A 17,797-nucleotide genomic window follows, 5' to 3' on the forward strand; every position below is an offset into this window, starting at 1 on the left:
TTATTTGAGTATTGTTTGGAATTTCTATGACTTCTAATAATCGTCGCTGTGTTGTTTCTGGCCTTGGCGTTATCTGCGCTGTTGGCAACAATGTTGAAGAAACCTGGAAAAACGCCCTGAATTCCGTCTCCGGTATTCACAAGACCACTTCTCTCGATACCAAGAACTGCTATGCAGACCTCGCTGCCGAAGTGAACTGTGATACGCTGGACGATATCGAATGCCCGGACGAAAAGGACCGCGCCTCCAAGCTCTGCATCAAGGCTATGAAAGAAGCCCTGAACGATGCAGGTCTCGGTGACTTTGCCGATAGCAGCCGCGTAAGCGTCATCATCGGTAGCTGCGTGGGTGGAGTCCTCAGCATTGAACAGTACCACCGCCACGGTAAGAACGTCAACGAAATTCCGAAGATGCCCATTGCTGCAATCGCCTCCCAGGTGGCAGAAGCTTGCCATGCGGGCGGCATTGTCACAAACGTGGGCAACGCTTGCGCTGCCGGTACGATTTCCATTGCTCTTGCTTGCGACCTTATCCGCGCTGGCAAGGCTGATGTCGTGATCGCCGGTGGCTCCGACTCCTTTGCTTCTGTTCCGTATTCCGGCTTCCTTTCTCTCCATGCTTTGGACGAAAACGGTTGCTCTCCGTTCAACCACTGCAACGGCATCACCCTCGGTGAAGGCGCCGGCATCGTGATTGTCGAATCTCTGGAACATGCCGAAAAGCGTAACGCCAAGCGTTATTGCGAAGTTCTCGGCGCAGGCGTCACAAGCGACGCTCACCACATTACGGCTCCTCGCGAAGATGGCGTCTGCCTCCTCGAAGCGATGGACCGCGCTGTCAAGAATTCTGGCATCAAGAAGTCTGACATCGGTTACCTGAACGCTCACGGTACGGGTACGGGCAAGAACGACAATGCAGAAATCAATGCATTCCACAAGTTCTTCGACGAAGAAAATCCGACCTTGAGTGTCAGTTCGACCAAGGTAATGACGGGCCACTGCCTCGGCGCCGCCGGTGCAATCGAAGCCGTGTTCAGCATCAAGGCTCTCACGACGAACACCGTGCTCCCGACTCTCCATTACACCGCCGAAGATTCCGAAGCCCTCAAGGCCAAGGTCGGCACAATGGACTACGTGCAGAACACCCCGCGTGCTAAGGAACTCGAATGCGTCATGAGCAACAACGTCGCTTTCGGCGGCACGAACGCAAGTATCGTGTTCAGCAAAAAGCCGGGCGATGTTCAGAGCCAGGTCGCTAAGGATAAGAAGATTGCTGTGACAGGTATTGGCATTGTAAGCCCGATCGGTAACAGCAAGGAAATTTACCTTGACGCCGTCAAGAACGGTAAGCTCCCGGAATCCGCTTCCATTTGCTCTACCGTCACGAACGACGACTACAAGGAACTCGGCATCAAGATGGCCTTCTACCGCAAGCTCGACAATCTGGGCCAGCTCCAGACCGTGTCCGGCATGCGCGCCCTCAAGGATGCAAACTTTACGGTCACTGAAGACAACGCCAAGCAGATTGGTATCATCGTGGGTACCAGCGAAGGCGGTCTCGGTGCCACTTACGATTTCGAGGAACTCATTGCCGAAGCCGGTAATGCAGGCGGTAGCGCCTTCAAGTTCCCTCACACAGTTTATAATGCCGCCGGTGGCTACCTCTCGATTCTCTCTGGAATCAAGGGGTACGGCGTCACCATCACGACGGGTCCGCTCTCCGGTCTCGATAGCATCGGCTACTCCATGAATGTCATCCACGACGGTCAGGAAGAGGCTATGATGGCTACGGGTACGGACGAAAACCTCCCGATCATCACCGAACTCTGCCAGAAGATGAACGTCGCCGCCGACAAGGTGGTGGAACCATATTCCAACTCCAATGGCTTTGTGGTGGGCGATGGCTCCGTTTCTATCATCATGGAAACCGAAGACTACGCCAAGTCCCGTGGTGCAAAGGTTTACTGCTATGCTCTCGGTTACGGCAATGGCCGTAAGAACGTGAAGTTTGGCCACATCTCCGGTTCTGACGAAGCTCTTGACCTTGCTATCAAGGATGCTCTCAACGATGCAGGCGTCAGCATTGACGAAATTGACGCTGTCTGCGGTTTTGCAAACGGCTTCAAGAAGATTGACGATATCGAAAAGGGTGCATACGCACGCGTGTTTGGCGACAAGCTTGCAAGCCTCCCGCTCTTCCAGGTGAAGGAACGCGTGGGTGAAGGCCGTGCCGCTTCTGCGACACTCGCCGCTGCCGAAGCTGCTCTTATGCTCGGTGGTGAACTTGCTGAAGAAAACGCCTACTTTATCGCAAATGGCGAAGTTTCTAAGAAGAAGGTCGCAACAGCGGGCTTCAAGAAAATCTTGGTCACTTCCTTTGCTACGGGCGGTTCTTACAGCGCCGTTGTTCTCGGTAAATAATTTTTTGAAGGAGAATTTATAATGAAAGTTGCAATCGTTACTGGTTCTTCTAAGGGGATTGGCAAGGCTTGTGCCCTCCGCCTCGCTCGTGACGGCTACACGGTCGTCGTAAACTACTCCAGTTCTGATGCTGCCGCTCAGCAGACTTTGGACCAAATCAAGTCCGAAGGTGGCGACGGCATGATTTACAAGGCTAACGTTGCCGTGCTTGCAGAAGTCAAGCAGATGGTCCGTGACGTTTTCAAAGCTTACGGCCGCATTGATGTTCTTGTGAACAATGCCGGTATCGTTCGCGATGAATACCTTCTCATGATGAACCCGGACACGCTCGACAAGTGCTTTGACTTGAACGTGAAGGGTTACTTCTACTGCGCCCAGCAGGTGGCCGTCAAGATGTACAAGCAGAAGTCCGGTGTGATTATCAACATGTCTTCTGTTTCTTCCAAGTTTGCTCTCGCCGGTCAGGCTGTTTACAGTGCAACAAAGGGTGCCGTGAACTCCTTTACGCAGACGCTTGCCAAGGAACTTGGCGGTTATGGCATCCGCGTGAACGCTGTCGCTCCGGGCTTTGTCGCTACAGAAATGATCGAAGCCATCCCGGAAGAAACCCGCAAGGGCTACCTCGAAAAGGTGCCGCTCAAGCGCTTTGCCTCTGCTGACGAAGTCGCAAACGTCGTTTCTGCACTCGCTTCTGACCAGTTCGCCTATGTGACGGGTCAGGTCATCGTTTTGGATGGAGGTCTTTCCCTGTGATGAACATTTACCAGATCAGCGAAAAGATTGCCCAGCGTCCGCCGTTCCAGATGATCGAAAAGGTCACGGAACTTGTTCCGAACGAATCTGCAACGGGCATCAAGAATGTCTCTGTAAACGAACCGTACTTCATGGGCCACTTCCCGGGTACCCCGATTATGCCGGGCGTCCTTATTTGCGAAGCTTGCGCCCAGCTCTGCTCTCTCGTTATCGAGAAGCCGGCTGAAGACCTCGAAAAGAACTTGTACGTTCTTTTGAAGATTGACGGTTTCAAGTTCGTGAAGCCTGTGATTCCGGGCGACCAGCTCGAAATCTCCGTCAACAAGACGAAGGGTGGTGGAGTCATCGTCGGTTTTGATTGCGTTGTCAAGGTGAACGGCAATGTCCACGCCAAGGGCTCGTTGACGTTTACGAGCATCCCCAAAGAATCTCTGGGCAAATAGCGTTTGTCTGACTTTATGTCATCCCGGACTTGTTCTCTTTGACCACTTAGAGCTTCAGCTCTTATGTGGTCATGATCCGCGAATGGGGACGGGATGGCATCTCCTTATTAAGTATTGCGTAGTTGATGATTGAGAAATCGAAAAAAATAATTGGTGATTTGTTCTGGAAGTTTGTGCTCTTCCTCGTTGTTTACGGGGTGCGCACTTACTTGTTAGTCGTTTATCGTCCCAAGATGACTTTCTTAGGGTCTGTCAAGTCGACTGACCTTAAGGAACCGATGATTATTATTGCTAACCACACGAGCATGCTCGATCCGCTGATGGTGCAGTCTCTGTTCTTCCATAAGCGCAGTATCGTTGTAGCTAAGGATCAGGTCGAAGACCCGCATTTCAGCTGGGCTTTGAAGCGTTTCAAGAACGTGATTCCTTGCGACCGCTTTAACCTTGATACCGAATGGGCGCTCCTTGCCAAAAAGGAACTCGAAAAGGGCAATTCCGTCATTATTTTCCCGGAAGGCAAGTGCCGTTACGATGGCCTCTTGAACGAGTTCAAGACGGGTTTTGCATTCCTTGCTCGCAGTACGGGTTATCCGGTTCTTTCACTTGGCATTGACGGCATTTACAAGATGGGTCACCGCACGCAGATTGTGGTGGACGAACCCGAAAAGATTGAACGCGTCAAGGGAATTCCGTCTTCCAAGCATCTTGCAGAACGCAGTGAATATTTCCGCCAGAAGGTTTGGGAACTCAAGCAGCGCGCTATAGGACAGACGGGGGCTATTCTCCCTGTTGCCGCTGAAACGCCTGAAGAAGTTTTGCCTGAGGAGAGCAAGTAATGAAGATTGGCTTGGCTCTAGAAGGTGGTTCGCGTCAGACCATATTCTCGGCAGGCGTTTTGGACGCTTGGCTTGATGAAGGTATTTATTTCCCGTATATTTCGGGCGTAAGTGCTGGTTGCCATGCTGCCATGAACTTTGTTACGCGCCAGCGCGGTCGTTTCCGCTATATTATCCAGCCGACCAAAATCCAGAAGGGTAGCGACAAGGCTCATCGCATTTTTGATGGCATCCAGAAGGAATGCTATGCGCTTCATTACAATGCTGCGTATGGCGATATGCCGTTTGATTTCCACCTGTTCTTTGGTTCGGGTGTTGAATGCGAATTTGGCTTGACTTGCCTGGAAACGGGGCGTTCGGAATTTTTCCAGGAATACATGAGCGAAAAGCGTTTGCTCGATATCGTGAATGCGAGCAGTGCACTCCCGATGCTATTCCCGATGGTGCAGATTGACGGCAAGCACTATGCTGATGGCTGCGTGACTTCTCCGATTCCGTTCCAGCGTGCATTCGAAAAGGGTTGCGACAAGGTTGTTGTGGTTTCGACGCATTATCCCGGCGAAATCGTGACGGACTTCCGCAAGTATCGTGTGATTTTGAATCCGATGTTCAAGCGCAAGTATCCGGATTTCTTCCGTGCGCTCATGTTGCGCTACAAGCGTTACGAGAAGATGTTTGCTGAGATGGAAAAGCTCGAAAAGGCTGGCAAGATTTTGATTTTCCGCCCGGAAAAGGAAGTCTGCGACCTCTTTGCAACGGATCGTAACGAACTGGACGAATCCTACAACATGGGGCTTGAATACGCCAAACGGCGTATGGGCGACCTCAAAGCCTTCATGGAAATCTAGTAGACGCATGTCATCCTGACGCCGAAGGCGGAAGGACCCAGTCATTTCTAGTATTGAAAAGCCTGCCTTTGCGCGGGCTTTTTTTGCACTGTCCCCCCAGTCTCTGTACCGGGGGCGCCTTCTTTTATAAAGAAAAACATTGTTACAAATGTAAAACTTTGTTTACTAAATTCTACGAAATACGTAAACTTACAAAAATGTAAGTGTTTGCTTTGTGTACCCTCGTTTTTTTGCGAAAAAAAGCAATTGGTAAAACTGATGAAAAACTAACTTACAAAAATGTAAGAAATTGAAGATTTTTACCCCTTTTTCACTTTTTCGGAGCACCCTTTACTATCTTTACAAGCGTTAAAACATTAACAATCTAATTCTCAACGGAGATATAAAAAATGGCAATTAAGAATGCTTACCTTCAGAAGGTTTATGAAAAGGTCGTCGCACGCGATCCGGACCAGGCTCTCTTCCACCAGGCTGTCCGTGAATTCCTCGAATCCCTCGACCCGGTCCTCGAACAGGACAAGTCTTGGGAAACTAACGGCGTGATCGACCGCCTCGTTGAACCGGAACGCGTGATCACTTTCCGCGTACCTTGGCTCGATGACAAGGGTAACGTTCAGGTCAACCGTGGCTACCGCGTGCAGTTCAACTCTGCTATCGGCCCGTACAAGGGCGGTATCCGTCTCCGTAACGAAGTTACGCTTTCCATGCTCAAGTTCCTCGGCTTCGAACAGATCTTCAAGAACAGCTTGACCACGCTCCCGATGGGTGGTGGTAAGGGCGGTTCCGACTTCGATCCTAAGGGCAAGAGCGACAACGAAGTCATGCGTTTCTGCCAGTCTTTCATGACTGAACTCTGCAAGCACGTCGGTGCTGACACGGACGTTCCGGCTGGTGACCAGGGTACTGGCGCTCGCGAAATCGGTTACATGTTCGGTCAGTACAAGCGCATCCGCAACGAATTTGTGGGCGTTCTCACGGGTAAGGGCCTCTCCTACGGTGGTTCTCTCGCTCGTACCGAAGCTACCGGTTACGGCCTCTGCTACTTCACTCGCGAAATGCTCAAGGACCTCGCTAACGACTCCTTCGAAGGCAAGACCGTCGTGATTTCTGGTTCTGGTAACGTTGCTCAGTTCGCTTGCCAGAAGGCAACGCAGCTCGGCGCTAAGGTTGTGACCGTTTCTGACTCCAACGGCTACATCTACGACCCGAACGGCATCAACCTCGACATCGTTCTCGACCTCAAGAACAACAAGCGCGCTCGTATCAGCGAATACGCTAAGCTCGTCCCGGGTTCTGAATACCACGAAGGTTCTAAGGGCGTTTGGACGGTCAAGTGCGACATCGCTCTTCCGTGCGCAACTCAGAACGAACTCGATCTCGAAGGTGCAAAGGCTCTTATCGCTAACGGCGTGAAGGCTGTTGCTGAAGGTGCTAACATGCCGTCTACTCCGGAAGCTATCGAAGCTTTCCAGAAGGCTGGCGTTCTCTTTGGACCTGCCAAGGCTGCTAACGCTGGTGGCGTTGCTACCTCCGGCCTCGAAATGTCTCAGAACTCCGAACGTCTCTCCTGGACCTTCGAAGAAGTGGACAAGAAGCTCGAAGGCATCATGAAGAGCATCTACGCCGCTGCTTCCTCTGCTGCTGTCAAGTACGGCCAGAAGGGCAACCTCGTCATGGGTGCAAACATCGCTGGCTTCCTCAAGGTTGCCGATGCCATGAAGTGGCAGGGTGCTGTTTAATGCAATGCCTTGCTTAACGCAAGGCATCGCTTTAGACTAGGGAAGGCTCCGCCCTCCCTAAGACTCTCCTTTCCCAAATGCTAATTGCATAGGAATTAAAGAACGCTTGGTTGATACCAAGTGTTCTTTTTTGCTTACGGAGCTGCTTGCGTCATCCTGAGCGACCGTAGGTCGTGATATATGAAACTAGGCAGCTTGCTGCCGTAGTTGAATTAGGTTCGAAGGAGCAGGATCCAGTTACATTTCCAATGGCTAAAAGCCATATGCGAAAAGCATTAAAAAGTCTCCGGTCAAAAGCCGGAGGCTTTTTTTGTTGCCGTAAATATTTACGGACGTTTACATTACGGAAAGATGACTTTTTACATACGACGCTTGGGCGGGGGAGGGCTGGTGTAAATTTTTGATTGAAATTTTTTAGAGAAATGGTGGTCGCTGAGATTGCTTTTTAGAAATTTTCGGAACGATTTGGACCATCTGCCAATAAGAAAAAGTGTGATGTATCTCACAAATCCCAGTGTTTATCGGTGTTGAAAGCTGGTTGAAATTAGTTTGTTAAAATGTTAAAATTTATTTTATATATAATGAACTTTTTCGATATTTTAAGCCTATATTCAACTATAGAAGACGAGGATACTTGCAATTTTTTAACCGTAAGTATCCCTGTTAATTAACACTTTTAATATTCCAACTTGGAATACTAGAACTTGGAGTAAATAAATCATTACTAAATTCTTTCGGGTTGCTCTATTTTGAAATATTCTGCTTATTTTAGGTGTAAATATAGGATTGGGTTGACATGAGATTATTTGACGAACATGTAGTCTTGCGCTTTGCGCTATTGTTAGCGTGTTTCTTGTTTGCAGAATCGATACCAGATATTCTGAATTTTGCAGAACACGCTTATAATTTTATCCCGTACTTTTTGGCGATAGTTTTCTTGGCGTATGTTGCGCTTTTTTACAAGTTCCCGATGGATGCTCGGAAACTTCGCAATGACGTCGATATTCCGGAACCAAAAGTCGTGGAGCCGATTCGCGATCTTAAAAAAGACCTTATCGAAAAAGATGAAATGTTCCAGATGATGATTGATGTGTCGTCGGATGGATTCTGGACGTTTGATGTGGCTTCGGGAAAGGTTTACTGGTCGAACCGCATTGCCAAGTTGCTTGCTACCGAGAACGCTGTTCTTGAAGATTCTTTTGAGCCTCTGAAAAAGCGTGTGATTGAAAGTGACTGGAACGCATTCCGTGAACAGCTGAATGCCGCTTTGCAGACTTCTGGAACATTCTCTTGCAACCTGACCTTGCTTGATGCATCTAAGAAGAATATGAAGCTCGTGATTAGCGGACGCGTCCAGAGCAATGAATTAGGTCGCCCGATTCGCGTAATTGGATCGTTGACGGAAGCGATGGATCGCAAGTCTGTTGAACGTGAACATTACAATTACGTTTATCAGGATGCTCTCACTGGTATTTATAATCGCAAGTACTTCCTTGAAAAGCTGAAAAACGATGTGGATATTGCTGCAAAACGTCCTGGTTATGTTTTTGCAGTGGCGCTTTTGGATGTCGATAGCTTTGGTGCTATCAATGCGTCTTACTCCATCAATATTGGCGATAACGTCCTCCGCACGATTGCTGACCGATTAAAATCAATTGCTCGTCCGGATGACTGTGTGGCCCGAATCGGTCCTGATGTGTTCGCCGTTATCTTGCACAACATCCAGAGCCGTGACCCGAATGACGATTTGATTCCGCTTGTTCGTAATATTCATAACAAGGTAAAGTCTCCGATTCCGCTGGAAGGCAAGGACCTTTACATCAGCGTTTCGATGTCGATTGTCGTGAATCAGGATGTGGATTGCGTCGAGGATATTCTCGCCAATGCAAACGCAAGCCTTCGCGATATGAAGAAGGGCATTAACCATGGCGGTATCCAGTTCTTTAGCGGCGGCATTCGCGAAAAGGCGATGAAGCTTTACAAGCTCGAATTCGAAATCCGCAGGGCTATTCAGGCACAAGAATTTGTGCTCATGTACCAGCCGATTGTCGATATTCAGGCGGGCAACAAGATTGTGGGCTTTGAAGCGCTTGTGCGTTGGAACCAGTCAGAACGCGGCATTATTTCGCCGGCTGAATTTATCCCGATTGCTGAAGAAACGGGGCTCATTGTGCCGATGGGTGCGCTCATTTTGCGCATGGCTTGCAAGCAGACCAAGCAATGGGTGGACATGGGATTTAAGGATATCCAGGTGGCGGTGAACTTCTCGGCAAAGCAGTTCTCGATGGATTCCATGGTTGATGATGTGCGCCGTGTGCTGACGGAAACGAACTTGAATCCGCGTAACTTGAAGCTCGAAATTACGGAATACACAGCCATGTGTGAAGCGGACAAGACGATTGAAATCATGCGTGCGCTTTCGAATATGGGTATCCAGATTTCGATTGATGACTTTGGAACGGGTTACAGTTCGCTTTCTTACTTGAAGCGCTATCCAGTGCATACTCTTAAGATGGATAAGTACTTTGTGGATCACGTGGCGGATAACGAAGAAGACGCTTCGTTTGCTCGCATGGTGATTGGCATTGCAAAGTCCTTGAACTTGGATCTCATCGCCGAAGGCGTTGAAACGAAGGAACAGCTCGACTTCTTGTATCGCGAAGGCTGCCACTTGATTCAGGGCTTCTATTTTAGCAGACCTCTCAATACGGATAAGGCGCTAGAATACATGAAGGAGCATTATAATGCTCCGGCGCAGGGATCTACCTTCGAAACAGAACAGAACGCTGTTAAAGCTTAGATTCCGTAGCATTTTTTCGTGTTTTCACGACAGTGATGGTAGAGTTCTTCTACCGTCACTTTTTTTATTTCGGCGAGCTTGTCGGCGATAAAAGGTATGTAGCCGGAGTGGCAAGGCTTGCCGCGGAAGGGGACGGGCGCCATGTAAGGGGCGTCGGTCTCCAAAAGCATCTGGTCGAGCGGTACGAGCGCTGCTGCATCCCGGACGTTTTGCGCATTGTTGAACGTGACGATTCCCGTGAATCCGACGAAGATGTTTGCGTCTAGCGTAAGGAGCTGTTCGACGAATTCTGGCGTGCCTGTAAAGCAGTGAACATGAACGTTGCGGTTGTGCAAGTTTGCGTTGCGGAGTACGGCGAGGGCGTCGTCATCGGCTTCGCGGAGGTGGAGCACGAGAGGCTTGCCGCTTTCGATACCGAGCTGCAAATGGCGTTCAAAGAGCTTGACTTGGGCGGTTTTTGTTTCGGCACCGTAATGGTAGTCGAGTCCGAATTCACCGCAGGCAACGCATTTCGGGTGCTTCAAAAATTCCATCATGCGAGATTCGTCTTCGGTGGTCTCTGTTTCGACGTATTCGGGATGGATGCCGTAAGCGGTGTAGACGAATGGATATTTTTCGCTGAGTTCGCGGGCGCGGTCAAAGTCTGCCGGGTCGCAGGCAACGTGAATGAAAGCTTCTGGCTGTGCAATTTTGGAGGCTGCCGCTTTTTCTTTGGCAGAACTGCGTTCGGTCGTGAAACTGGCGGTCTGGAAGCGCTCTAAAAGTGCGTCAAAGGATTCGGCCGCATGGCGCTCGTAAGAATCAATATGACAATGGGTATCGATGAAGTTGGTCATTGGTTGTTAGTCAATAGTCTTTAGTTGAATTATTTTGAAAATTAGCTGGCTTAAATATTTAGATTATGGTCAATCGCTATTTGTTTTGGATTAGAAAACGCACCTTTGGTGCCTAACTTAAACTATTGACCAATGACTAATAACTAGTAACTAACCTCTAATATCTCGTAAACGATCTTTCCGCGGGGGGCTTGGACTTCGACGGTGTCGCCGGCTTTTTTGCCTTGCAAGGCTTCGCCGATGGGGGACTTCATGCTGATGCGGCCCTGGAGCGGGTCGATTTCCTTGTCACCGACGATGCTGTAAATTTTTTCGCGTTTGGTCTTCTTGTCAATCATTTTGACGGTGGCGCCAAAGCGGATGGAGCCGTCCTTGGTGGCGGCGTTTTCGACAATCTGTGCGCCATCCAAAATGCGGTCGAGTTCACGCAGGCGGCGGTCAATTTCGCGCACGCGCATGCGCCCGTAAGTGTAAGCAGCGTTTTCGCTGCGGTCGCCTTCGGCAGCGGCGGCTTGCACCTGGTTGATCATTGCCGGGCGTTCGACGTATTTGAGATGTTCCCATTCCGCCTTGAATTTTTCAAAGCCTTCTTTCGAAATCAAGTGTTTCATGCGGTAAAAATTAAAAAATTTGCTGTTTATGGTTTGTAACATCAAAAAACTTTAATCGTCATTCTGAGTGGCTTACCCCGAAGAATCCAGTAAAGTCTTTTAATGCGTAAACAAGAATTGACCGGTCTCTTCCGCCTTTGGCGTCAGAATGACATAAGGATACGACTACTCAATCAAATAAATTATATTTGTTAAAAACTTTATATCAGAGAATCTTATGTTGTTGAAGAATTTATGGTGTGGAAAGATGTCTTTGCGTGGGGGCGTGGCTGTTGCGGCTGTTTCTGGTTTGCTTTTGCTTGCTGCTTGTGGTGGTGACAGTGGTACTAGCGCTCCAAATGACAATGGAATTTCTAGTTCTGAAGAAATTCAGAGTTCTTCTAGCAGTCTAAAAGTTGAATCGTCGTCCAGCGTCATTCTGAGTGGTGATAGCCACGAAGAATCCAGTAGCAGTACAGATTCGTTGAATTCATCTTCTAGCAGTAGCGAGGAATCCAGCAGTGGCGTTGAAGAAGTGTCCTCTAGCAGTCAGGACGGATCTTCGAGCAGTTCATCTGCTGCGCTGAATTGCTCAGTTCTTTTAGAGGGTGAGACCGGCTGGAGCTGGGACGTTCCCAAAGAATGTCGCTTCAATTCTGGTATTGCCTATGATTCAATGACGGATCCCCGCGATGGTCAAATTTACAAGACTGTGAAAATTGGTGACCATGTGTGGATGGCCGAAAACTTGAACTATGCCGATAGTGTCAAAACTCCGAGCCTGTTGAAACGCAGTTGGTGCTATAACAACAAGGCTGAAAATTGTGCCGTGGCTGGACGCCTTTATACTTGGGCAGCGGCGATAGACTCGGTGAAACTCGCGACCGATGCCGACAATCCGCAGGACTGCGGTTTCGACAAGACCTGGAACTGTACGCTCCCGGCAAAGGTACAGGGCATTTGTCCCGATGGCTGGCACTTGCCGACTGAAACCGAATGGAAAACTCTGTTTGCCGAAGTAGGTGGGGAATTAGGGGCTGGTAAGATTCTCAAAGCTCAGACGGGATGGAATGGTACAGACAGCGTGGGATTTTCTGCCCTCCCTGCAGGAGGCCGGGACAATGGTGGCCAATTTGGCGCTGATGGCAATTCCGCTTACTTCTGGTGCTCTAATTCTGCGGGTTCGTTCTACGCCTCTTACATGTCCTTGGACTACACCGTGTATGCAGGCCTAGAGCCTGGCCTCAAGGATACCGCCTTTTCAGTTCGTTGTCTGAAGGACTTGTAGCCGGGGCGTTACGGGGCTGGCGATTGAAGCCCCGTTCGAGGGGGTGATGGAAGACTTGCCCTAAAAGGAGGTGCCCGCTCGGAGGCGGGCATGACAATAGGGCAAGGCTGCAATCAGGGGGAGTCTTCCCCCTTTTATAGTCTTTGGTCTTTCCTCTATATTTACTATCTTTGGCTCGGTTATTTAAGAGGTGATATGGTTAAATTGAGAAGGAACGAATCGAAGTACAAGCGCTTAAGCCGTATTTATTACAATAGGATGTTTCCGAGGCGTCAGGATGCCATGCGTGTGGCGTGGTCTGTGGCGGCGGGCGTCTTTATTGGTATTTGGCCGACGATTGGTGTCGCTATTATTTTGACGGTTGCGTTCTGTGCCTTGTTCCGCCTTCCGAAAGTTCCGGGGATTGTCTCGTCGTTTGTGGCAAACCCGCTGACTCAGTTCGGATTTTTCTACCCGACGGGTTATATGCTCGGGTGTAAGATTGTCCATCCGGAGGCGATTAAGTTTGACTTTTTGGAAGAATTCCAGGGGCTTTCGTTCAAGAATTTCACGACGGTGATCGGGCATTTGTGGAATGACGCTGCGGACCACCTGTTGGCGTTCATGATTGGCATTACAATTGTCGCTGCTATTGGCGGCGCCATCTTCTTTTTTCTAGCTTATTTCATCGTAAGTTACAGGAAGAAAAAATGGATTGCGGCAAAGACGGGTTATATCCATAACCTGATTGCCGAAGACGAAGTTTTAATCAAAGAAGCACACAAAGGAAAGAAACCTATGATGCACATCTATCCGTTCAAGGCTTTGCGTCCGGTGAACCCGGCTGAAGCTGAGACTATCTCTGCGCTCCCTTACGACGTGATGAATCGCGCCGAAGCCAAGGCTATGGCTGAGGGCCTTCCGCACTCCTACTTGCGCGTGACGCGTGCCGAACTCGAACTTCCGGATTCTGTCGACGCTTACGATCCGAAGGTTTATGCCCACGCTCGTGAAAATCTCGACAAGATGATCGAAGACGGCGTGATCGCTTTCGACCCGAAGCCGTGCCTCTACGTTTATCGCCAGACGATGAACGGTCGCGAACAGTACGGTCTTGTGTGCTGCGTTCCGGCTGCCGACTATTTCAACGGCACCATCAAGAAGCACGAACTTACCCGCGCTGACAAGGAAGAAGACCGTTTGCGCCATGTGCTCGCTACGAACGCCAATACGGGTCCGGTGTTCCTCACTTACCGCGACAACGGCCAGTTTGATATCTTCGGTGCCGTGACCAAGCGCAAGCCTGTTTACGACTTCGTGAGCAAGGGCGACGGCTTTGGCCACACGGTTTGGGTCATCGACGATGATGCCGAAATCGAAGCTATCCGCAAGTCCTTCGAAGAAATTCCGGTGAGCTACATCGCTGATGGTCACCACCGCAGTGCTGCTGGTGCTCGCGCTGCCAGCTACCGCGCCGAACAGAATCCGAAGAACACGGGCAACGAAGAATACAACCGTTACCTCGCTATTCTCTTCCCGAGCACCCAGCTCAAGATTTTGGACTACAACCGCGTGCTTAAGGACTTGAACGGCCGCACGCCGGAACAGCTCATGGAAGAAATGAAGCTTGTGTTCGACATCGAAGAATTGCCGAGCATGCAGAGCCCGAGCAAGCAGAACCAGGTGAACTTCTACATGGGCGGCAAGTGGTATGCTTGCACGTTCAAGGACAAGTTCCTCAAGAACCTTGGCCCGGTCGACAGCCTCGACGTGGCTCTCCTCCAGAAGCTCATCTTGAAGCCGCTCTTCGACATTGACGATCCGCGTACTTCCAAGCGCATCGACTTTGTCGGTGGTATCCGTGGTCTCGGCGAACTCGTAAAGCGCGTCGATAGCGGTGAATGCGCTTGCGCATTTGCAATGTATCCGACCACGCTCGATCAGCTCATGAGCATTGCCGACGCTGGCGAAATCATGCCGCCGAAGAGCACTTGGTTCGAACCGAAGCTCCGCGACGGTCTCTTGGTCCACACGCTTGACTAATTGCTTGTAGAATGCGCGAACCTCTCGTACGAGAGGCGCGGACTTCTATAGTGAAAATTGCAGAACGCACCCGGCTTGGGTGCGTTTTGGCTTTTTGATACGCAATGCTTTTATTTTTGCGTTCCTGCAAACGGTTGTTTGCAAAATGAGTCAATAATTCGTTTTTTGTGTTCCTAAATTCTACATTTCCCGCCGGTGATGTTTAATATGGTGTGTGGAATATGGATTTAAGTCAAAAGCACAGGTGGATACGTGTTCTGTATCTTTCGGGTATAATCGTTCTGTTGAAATTTAAACGATTTAAGTTTTGGTAGATTCTTTTTTTGCCGGCTTCTTTTTGTCTTTTTTCTCAGGCTTTTTGCCTGTTTTCGTCGCGCGTTTCAACAACGATCTCGCTGAATTTTGAAGTTCGGAAATGCGCTTGTCGAATGATTTCTGAATGTTGTTTGCCGTTTTGTTGGCGCGACCGATAAGACGATTTGTGGTAAAGTAACCGATTTCTCTGGAGTCTGCGCAATGGTTGGATTTTTCGCAGATGAGGTAATAGCAGTCTTCAGGAACAACGTAAAAAGAAATCTTCGAGGAATCCTTGGCGTTGTATAGTTCACGCTTGATATGGATGGGCGTGTTGCCGGGTTCTGCAAGGAATATTTGGAGTTCTACGAGGAATCTGTCTTGCCAGGGCATGAAGTCGATTTCTTGCAAACTCACAAGGCGGTTTCCGAGCTTTGTGGAACCGATGCGTTCTAGCGGCATTTCTCGGTTGCCTTGCCAAAGACTGGACTTGATGTAGATTTTCTCGTTCTGCTCGTGCATGAGAGCTATCAAGTAGTCTTGTTCGACATCGCTTAGCTGGTCAAAACGGAGTGTATCGCCTTTGCGCGGAACGTAGATGCTGCGCGTTTCGATGAATGCGTCTTCGCCTTTCCATCTGAAGTTGCGGTGTGGCGTGTAGACTTTGCCGTTGTTCGTAATCGTGATGGAATCGCCTGGAACGCCGATGACTCTGCGAACCATGTTGTCCTGGTTGCGCATGACGCCCCAGACGTAATCGCCGTCGACAATATTTTCTGTACAGCTCGGAAGCTTGCACATCCACATGATGCTATTCTTTTTGAATTTGGGATGTAGCGAGTTGTCTTGCAGGCGGACGGGCTCGAAAATATAGGTGCGAACCCCGATCATGATTGTCAGCACGATGCCGAGGATAAAGACGAGGAAAAACACGTGCGCTCTGGAATGGCGTCGTTGTAATGACCTGACTTTACGATCGAGTGCTGACATGGTTCTGATTGCGATTAGTCGTTGCCACCGGTAGAATCGTCGCTGAGAGAGAGGACGGCGAGGAACGCCTTCTGCGGCACTTCCACGGAGCCGATGCTCTTCATGCGCTTCTTACCTTCCTTCTGTTTTTCGAGGAGCTTACGCTTACGGGTAATGTCACCGCCGTAGCACTTGGCAAGCACGTCCTTGCGGACTGCCTTCACGGTCGAACGGCTGATAATCTTTCCGCCGATGGCTCCCTGGATGGCGACGTCGAACTGCTGGCGCGGAATGAGGTCCTTGAGTTTTACGCAGATGGCGTTGGCGTAGGTGTTTGCCTTGTCGCGGTGGATAATCACGGAGAAGGCGTCGACCGGGTCACCGTTCAAGAGAATGTCGAGCTTGACGAGGTTGTTGCGCTTGTATTCGCTCGGCGTGTAGTCGAGACCTGCGTAACCGCGGCTCAGAGACTTGAGACGGTCGTAGAAGTCGAACATGATTTCGGCAAGCGGAAGGTCGTACTTGAGGATGACCTTTGTTTCGTCGATGTATTCCATCGTTTCGAACGTGCCGCGCTTTTCTTCGCAAAGCGTCATCATGGCGCCGACATATTCCTTCGGTGTAAAAATCTGTGCCTTCACATACGGCTCTTCGATGTAGTCGTAGCGGCTAGCGTCGGGGAGTTTGGATGGGCTTTCGATTTTCACCATGGAGCCGTCGCTCATGTATACGTGGTATTCCACGTTCGGCACGGTTGTGATGATGTCCACGTTGAATTCGCGGTCCAAACGTTCCTGCACGATTTCCATGTGCAAAAGTCCGAGGAATCCCGTGCGGAAGCCAAAGCCGAGCGCTTCGGAAGTTTCCGGTTCCCAGCAGAGGGCAGAGTCGTTGAGGCGGAGCTTTTCAAGAGCTTCGCGCAAATCCTTGTAATCTTCCGGGTCGATGGGGTAGATACCCGAGTAAATCATCGGGAGCACGTCCTTGTAGCCCGGGAGCGGTTCTTCGGCTGGATTGGCTGCGTCCGTGAGCGTGTCACCGATTTTCACGTCGCTAATCGTCTTGACGTTTGCAAGCACGTAGCCGACCATGCCTTCGGTCAGTTCCGGGCGCGGGTCGCGGCGCATGCTGAATGTACCGACTTCCGTGACGACGTATTCGCCACCCGTCTTCATCATGCGGATTTTCATGCCCGCCTTGAGCGTGCCTTCAACAATGCGGATGTAGTTGATCACGCCGCGGTAGGAATCGTAAACGGAGTCAAAAATGAGGGCCTTGAGCGGCTTGCCGGAATCGCCCTTCGGGGCCGGGATTTCGTCGACAATCTTGTCGAGCACCTGTTCCACGTTGAGGCCTGTCTTTGCGGAAATGCGCGGAATCTTGTCCGGATCGTAGCCGAGCAGGTCACCGACGAGCTGAGCCACGTGATCGGGCTGTGCACCCGGAAGGTCTACTTTGTTCAAAACCGGGATGATCGTAAGGTCGTTTTCGATAGCGAGGTAGAGGTTCGAAAGCGTTTGCGCTTCGATGCCCTGGCTTGCGTCCACGACGAGGATGGCGCCTTCGCAAGCGGCGAGGGAACGGCTGACTTCGTAAGTGAAGTCCACGTGCCCCGGCGTATCGATCATGTTCAAAATGTATTCTTCACCGTCTTTTTCATAGACCATGCGGATGGCGTGAGCCTTGATGGTAATGCCGCGTTCGCGTTCCAGGTCCATGTCGTCCAGGAGCTGGTTCATCATTTCGTTTTTAGAGACCGTCTTGGTCAATTCAATCATTCTGTCGGCCAAGGTGGATTTGCCGTGATCGATGTGGGCGATAATGCTAAAATTACGGATATTGTTGTTTTGCGGCATATTAAGATGTTGAAGAGTTTTTGCATAAATATAGAAATCTTGTGCCTGTTTATTGGAACTCGCTGTGAACCCATTAAAAAAAAACTATATTCTAGGTGTACAA

General features: G+C 50.0%; 13 protein-coding genes and 1 pseudogene. 10 read left to right on the forward strand and 4 right to left on the reverse strand.

Translation table 11 applies throughout. From position 1 onward, the window contains the following. Positions 1–26 precede the first annotated feature (26 nt). The 7 genes from BUC30_RS06030 (at position 27) to BUC30_RS06060 (ending at position 9,839) form a co-directional block, all read left to right on the forward strand. Positions 27–2,420, forward strand: a complete 2,394-nt coding sequence (locus tag BUC30_RS06030) for a beta-ketoacyl-[acyl-carrier-protein] synthase family protein (protein WP_015732418.1) — start codon at positions 27–29, stop codon at positions 2,418–2,420. 21 nt (positions 2,421–2,441) lie between these two features. Beyond that, the gene (locus BUC30_RS06035) at positions 2,442–3,173 is read left to right on the forward strand and encodes an SDR family NAD(P)-dependent oxidoreductase (RefSeq protein WP_073424025.1); all 732 of its coding nucleotides are present in this window, start codon (positions 2,442–2,444) and stop codon (positions 3,171–3,173) included. After that, positions 3,173–3,616: a 3-hydroxyacyl-ACP dehydratase FabZ gene (gene fabZ / locus BUC30_RS06040; RefSeq protein ID WP_015732419.1), complete on the forward strand. Its 444-nt coding sequence runs from the start codon at positions 3,173–3,175 to the stop codon at positions 3,614–3,616. The genes BUC30_RS06035 and fabZ overlap by 1 nt, the downstream gene beginning before the upstream one ends. 125 nt (positions 3,617–3,741) lie before the next feature. Then, the gene (locus tag BUC30_RS06045; RefSeq protein WP_073424026.1) at positions 3,742–4,452 is read left to right on the forward strand and encodes a lysophospholipid acyltransferase family protein; all 711 of its coding nucleotides are present in this window, start codon (positions 3,742–3,744) and stop codon (positions 4,450–4,452) included. Continuing rightward, positions 4,452–5,300 carry a patatin-like phospholipase family protein gene (locus tag BUC30_RS06050; RefSeq protein WP_073424027.1) on the forward strand — a complete coding sequence of 283 codons (849 nt, stop codon included), beginning with the start codon at positions 4,452–4,454 and terminating at the stop codon, positions 5,298–5,300. Before BUC30_RS06045 ends, BUC30_RS06050 begins: the two co-directional genes overlap by 1 nt. A gap of 389 nt (positions 5,301–5,689) precedes the next feature. Beyond that, positions 5,690–7,039: an NADP-specific glutamate dehydrogenase gene (gene gdhA, locus BUC30_RS06055; RefSeq protein ID WP_073424028.1), complete on the forward strand. Its 1,350-nt coding sequence runs from the start codon at positions 5,690–5,692 to the stop codon at positions 7,037–7,039. 796 nt (positions 7,040–7,835) lie between these two features. Continuing rightward, positions 7,836–9,839, forward strand: a complete 2,004-nt coding sequence (locus tag BUC30_RS06060; protein WP_073424029.1) for a putative bifunctional diguanylate cyclase/phosphodiesterase — start codon at positions 7,836–7,838, stop codon at positions 9,837–9,839. On the opposite strand, the gene BUC30_RS06065 is transcribed toward BUC30_RS06060, so the two are convergent. Beyond that, positions 9,836–10,675: a TatD family hydrolase gene (locus BUC30_RS06065; protein ID WP_073424030.1), complete on the reverse strand. Its 840-nt coding sequence runs from the start codon at positions 10,673–10,675 to the stop codon at positions 9,836–9,838. The two genes, BUC30_RS06060 and BUC30_RS06065, sit on opposite strands and share 4 nt — an antisense overlap. Positions 10,676–10,818: 143 nt before the next feature. Then, positions 10,819–11,286: a transcription elongation factor GreA gene (gene greA, locus BUC30_RS06070; RefSeq protein WP_073424673.1), complete on the reverse strand. Its 468-nt coding sequence runs from the start codon at positions 11,284–11,286 to the stop codon at positions 10,819–10,821. A 247-nt stretch (positions 11,287–11,533) separates the two neighbouring features. On the opposite strand from greA, the gene BUC30_RS06075 reads away from it, so the two are divergent. From BUC30_RS06075 to BUC30_RS06080, 3 genes and pseudogenes are all read left to right on the forward strand, one after another. After that, positions 11,534–12,553: a fibrobacter succinogenes major paralogous domain-containing protein gene (locus BUC30_RS06075; protein ID WP_244536512.1), complete on the forward strand. Its 1,020-nt coding sequence runs from the start codon at positions 11,534–11,536 to the stop codon at positions 12,551–12,553. A gap of 195 nt (positions 12,554–12,748) precedes the next feature. Beyond that, a pseudogene (locus BUC30_RS16510) lies at positions 12,749–13,231 on the forward strand (DUF2062 domain-containing protein); the annotation flags it as partial. Between the two features lie 99 nt (positions 13,232–13,330). Further along, positions 13,331–14,575: a DUF1015 domain-containing protein gene (locus BUC30_RS06080; RefSeq protein ID WP_348536624.1), complete on the forward strand. Its 1,245-nt coding sequence runs from the start codon at positions 13,331–13,333 to the stop codon at positions 14,573–14,575. A 300-nt stretch (positions 14,576–14,875) separates the two neighbouring features. Here BUC30_RS06080 and BUC30_RS06085 read toward each other — a convergent pair whose 3' ends face one another. Together BUC30_RS06085 and lepA are read right to left on the reverse strand one after the other, a co-directional pair. Further along, entirely contained in the window at positions 14,876–15,802 is a 927-nt protein-coding gene (locus BUC30_RS06085) for a S26 family signal peptidase (RefSeq protein WP_244536513.1), read from the reverse strand. 71 nt (positions 15,803–15,873) lie between these two features. Beyond that, positions 15,874–17,694 carry a translation elongation factor 4 gene (gene lepA, locus BUC30_RS06090; protein ID WP_073424034.1) on the reverse strand — a complete coding sequence of 607 codons (1,821 nt, stop codon included), beginning with the start codon at positions 17,692–17,694 and terminating at the stop codon, positions 15,874–15,876. Between the last annotated feature and the right edge of the window lie 103 nt (positions 17,695–17,797).

The organism is Fibrobacter sp. UWB7 (genome assembly GCF_900142945.1).
GTDB lineage: Bacteria > Fibrobacterota > Fibrobacteria > Fibrobacterales > Fibrobacteraceae > Fibrobacter.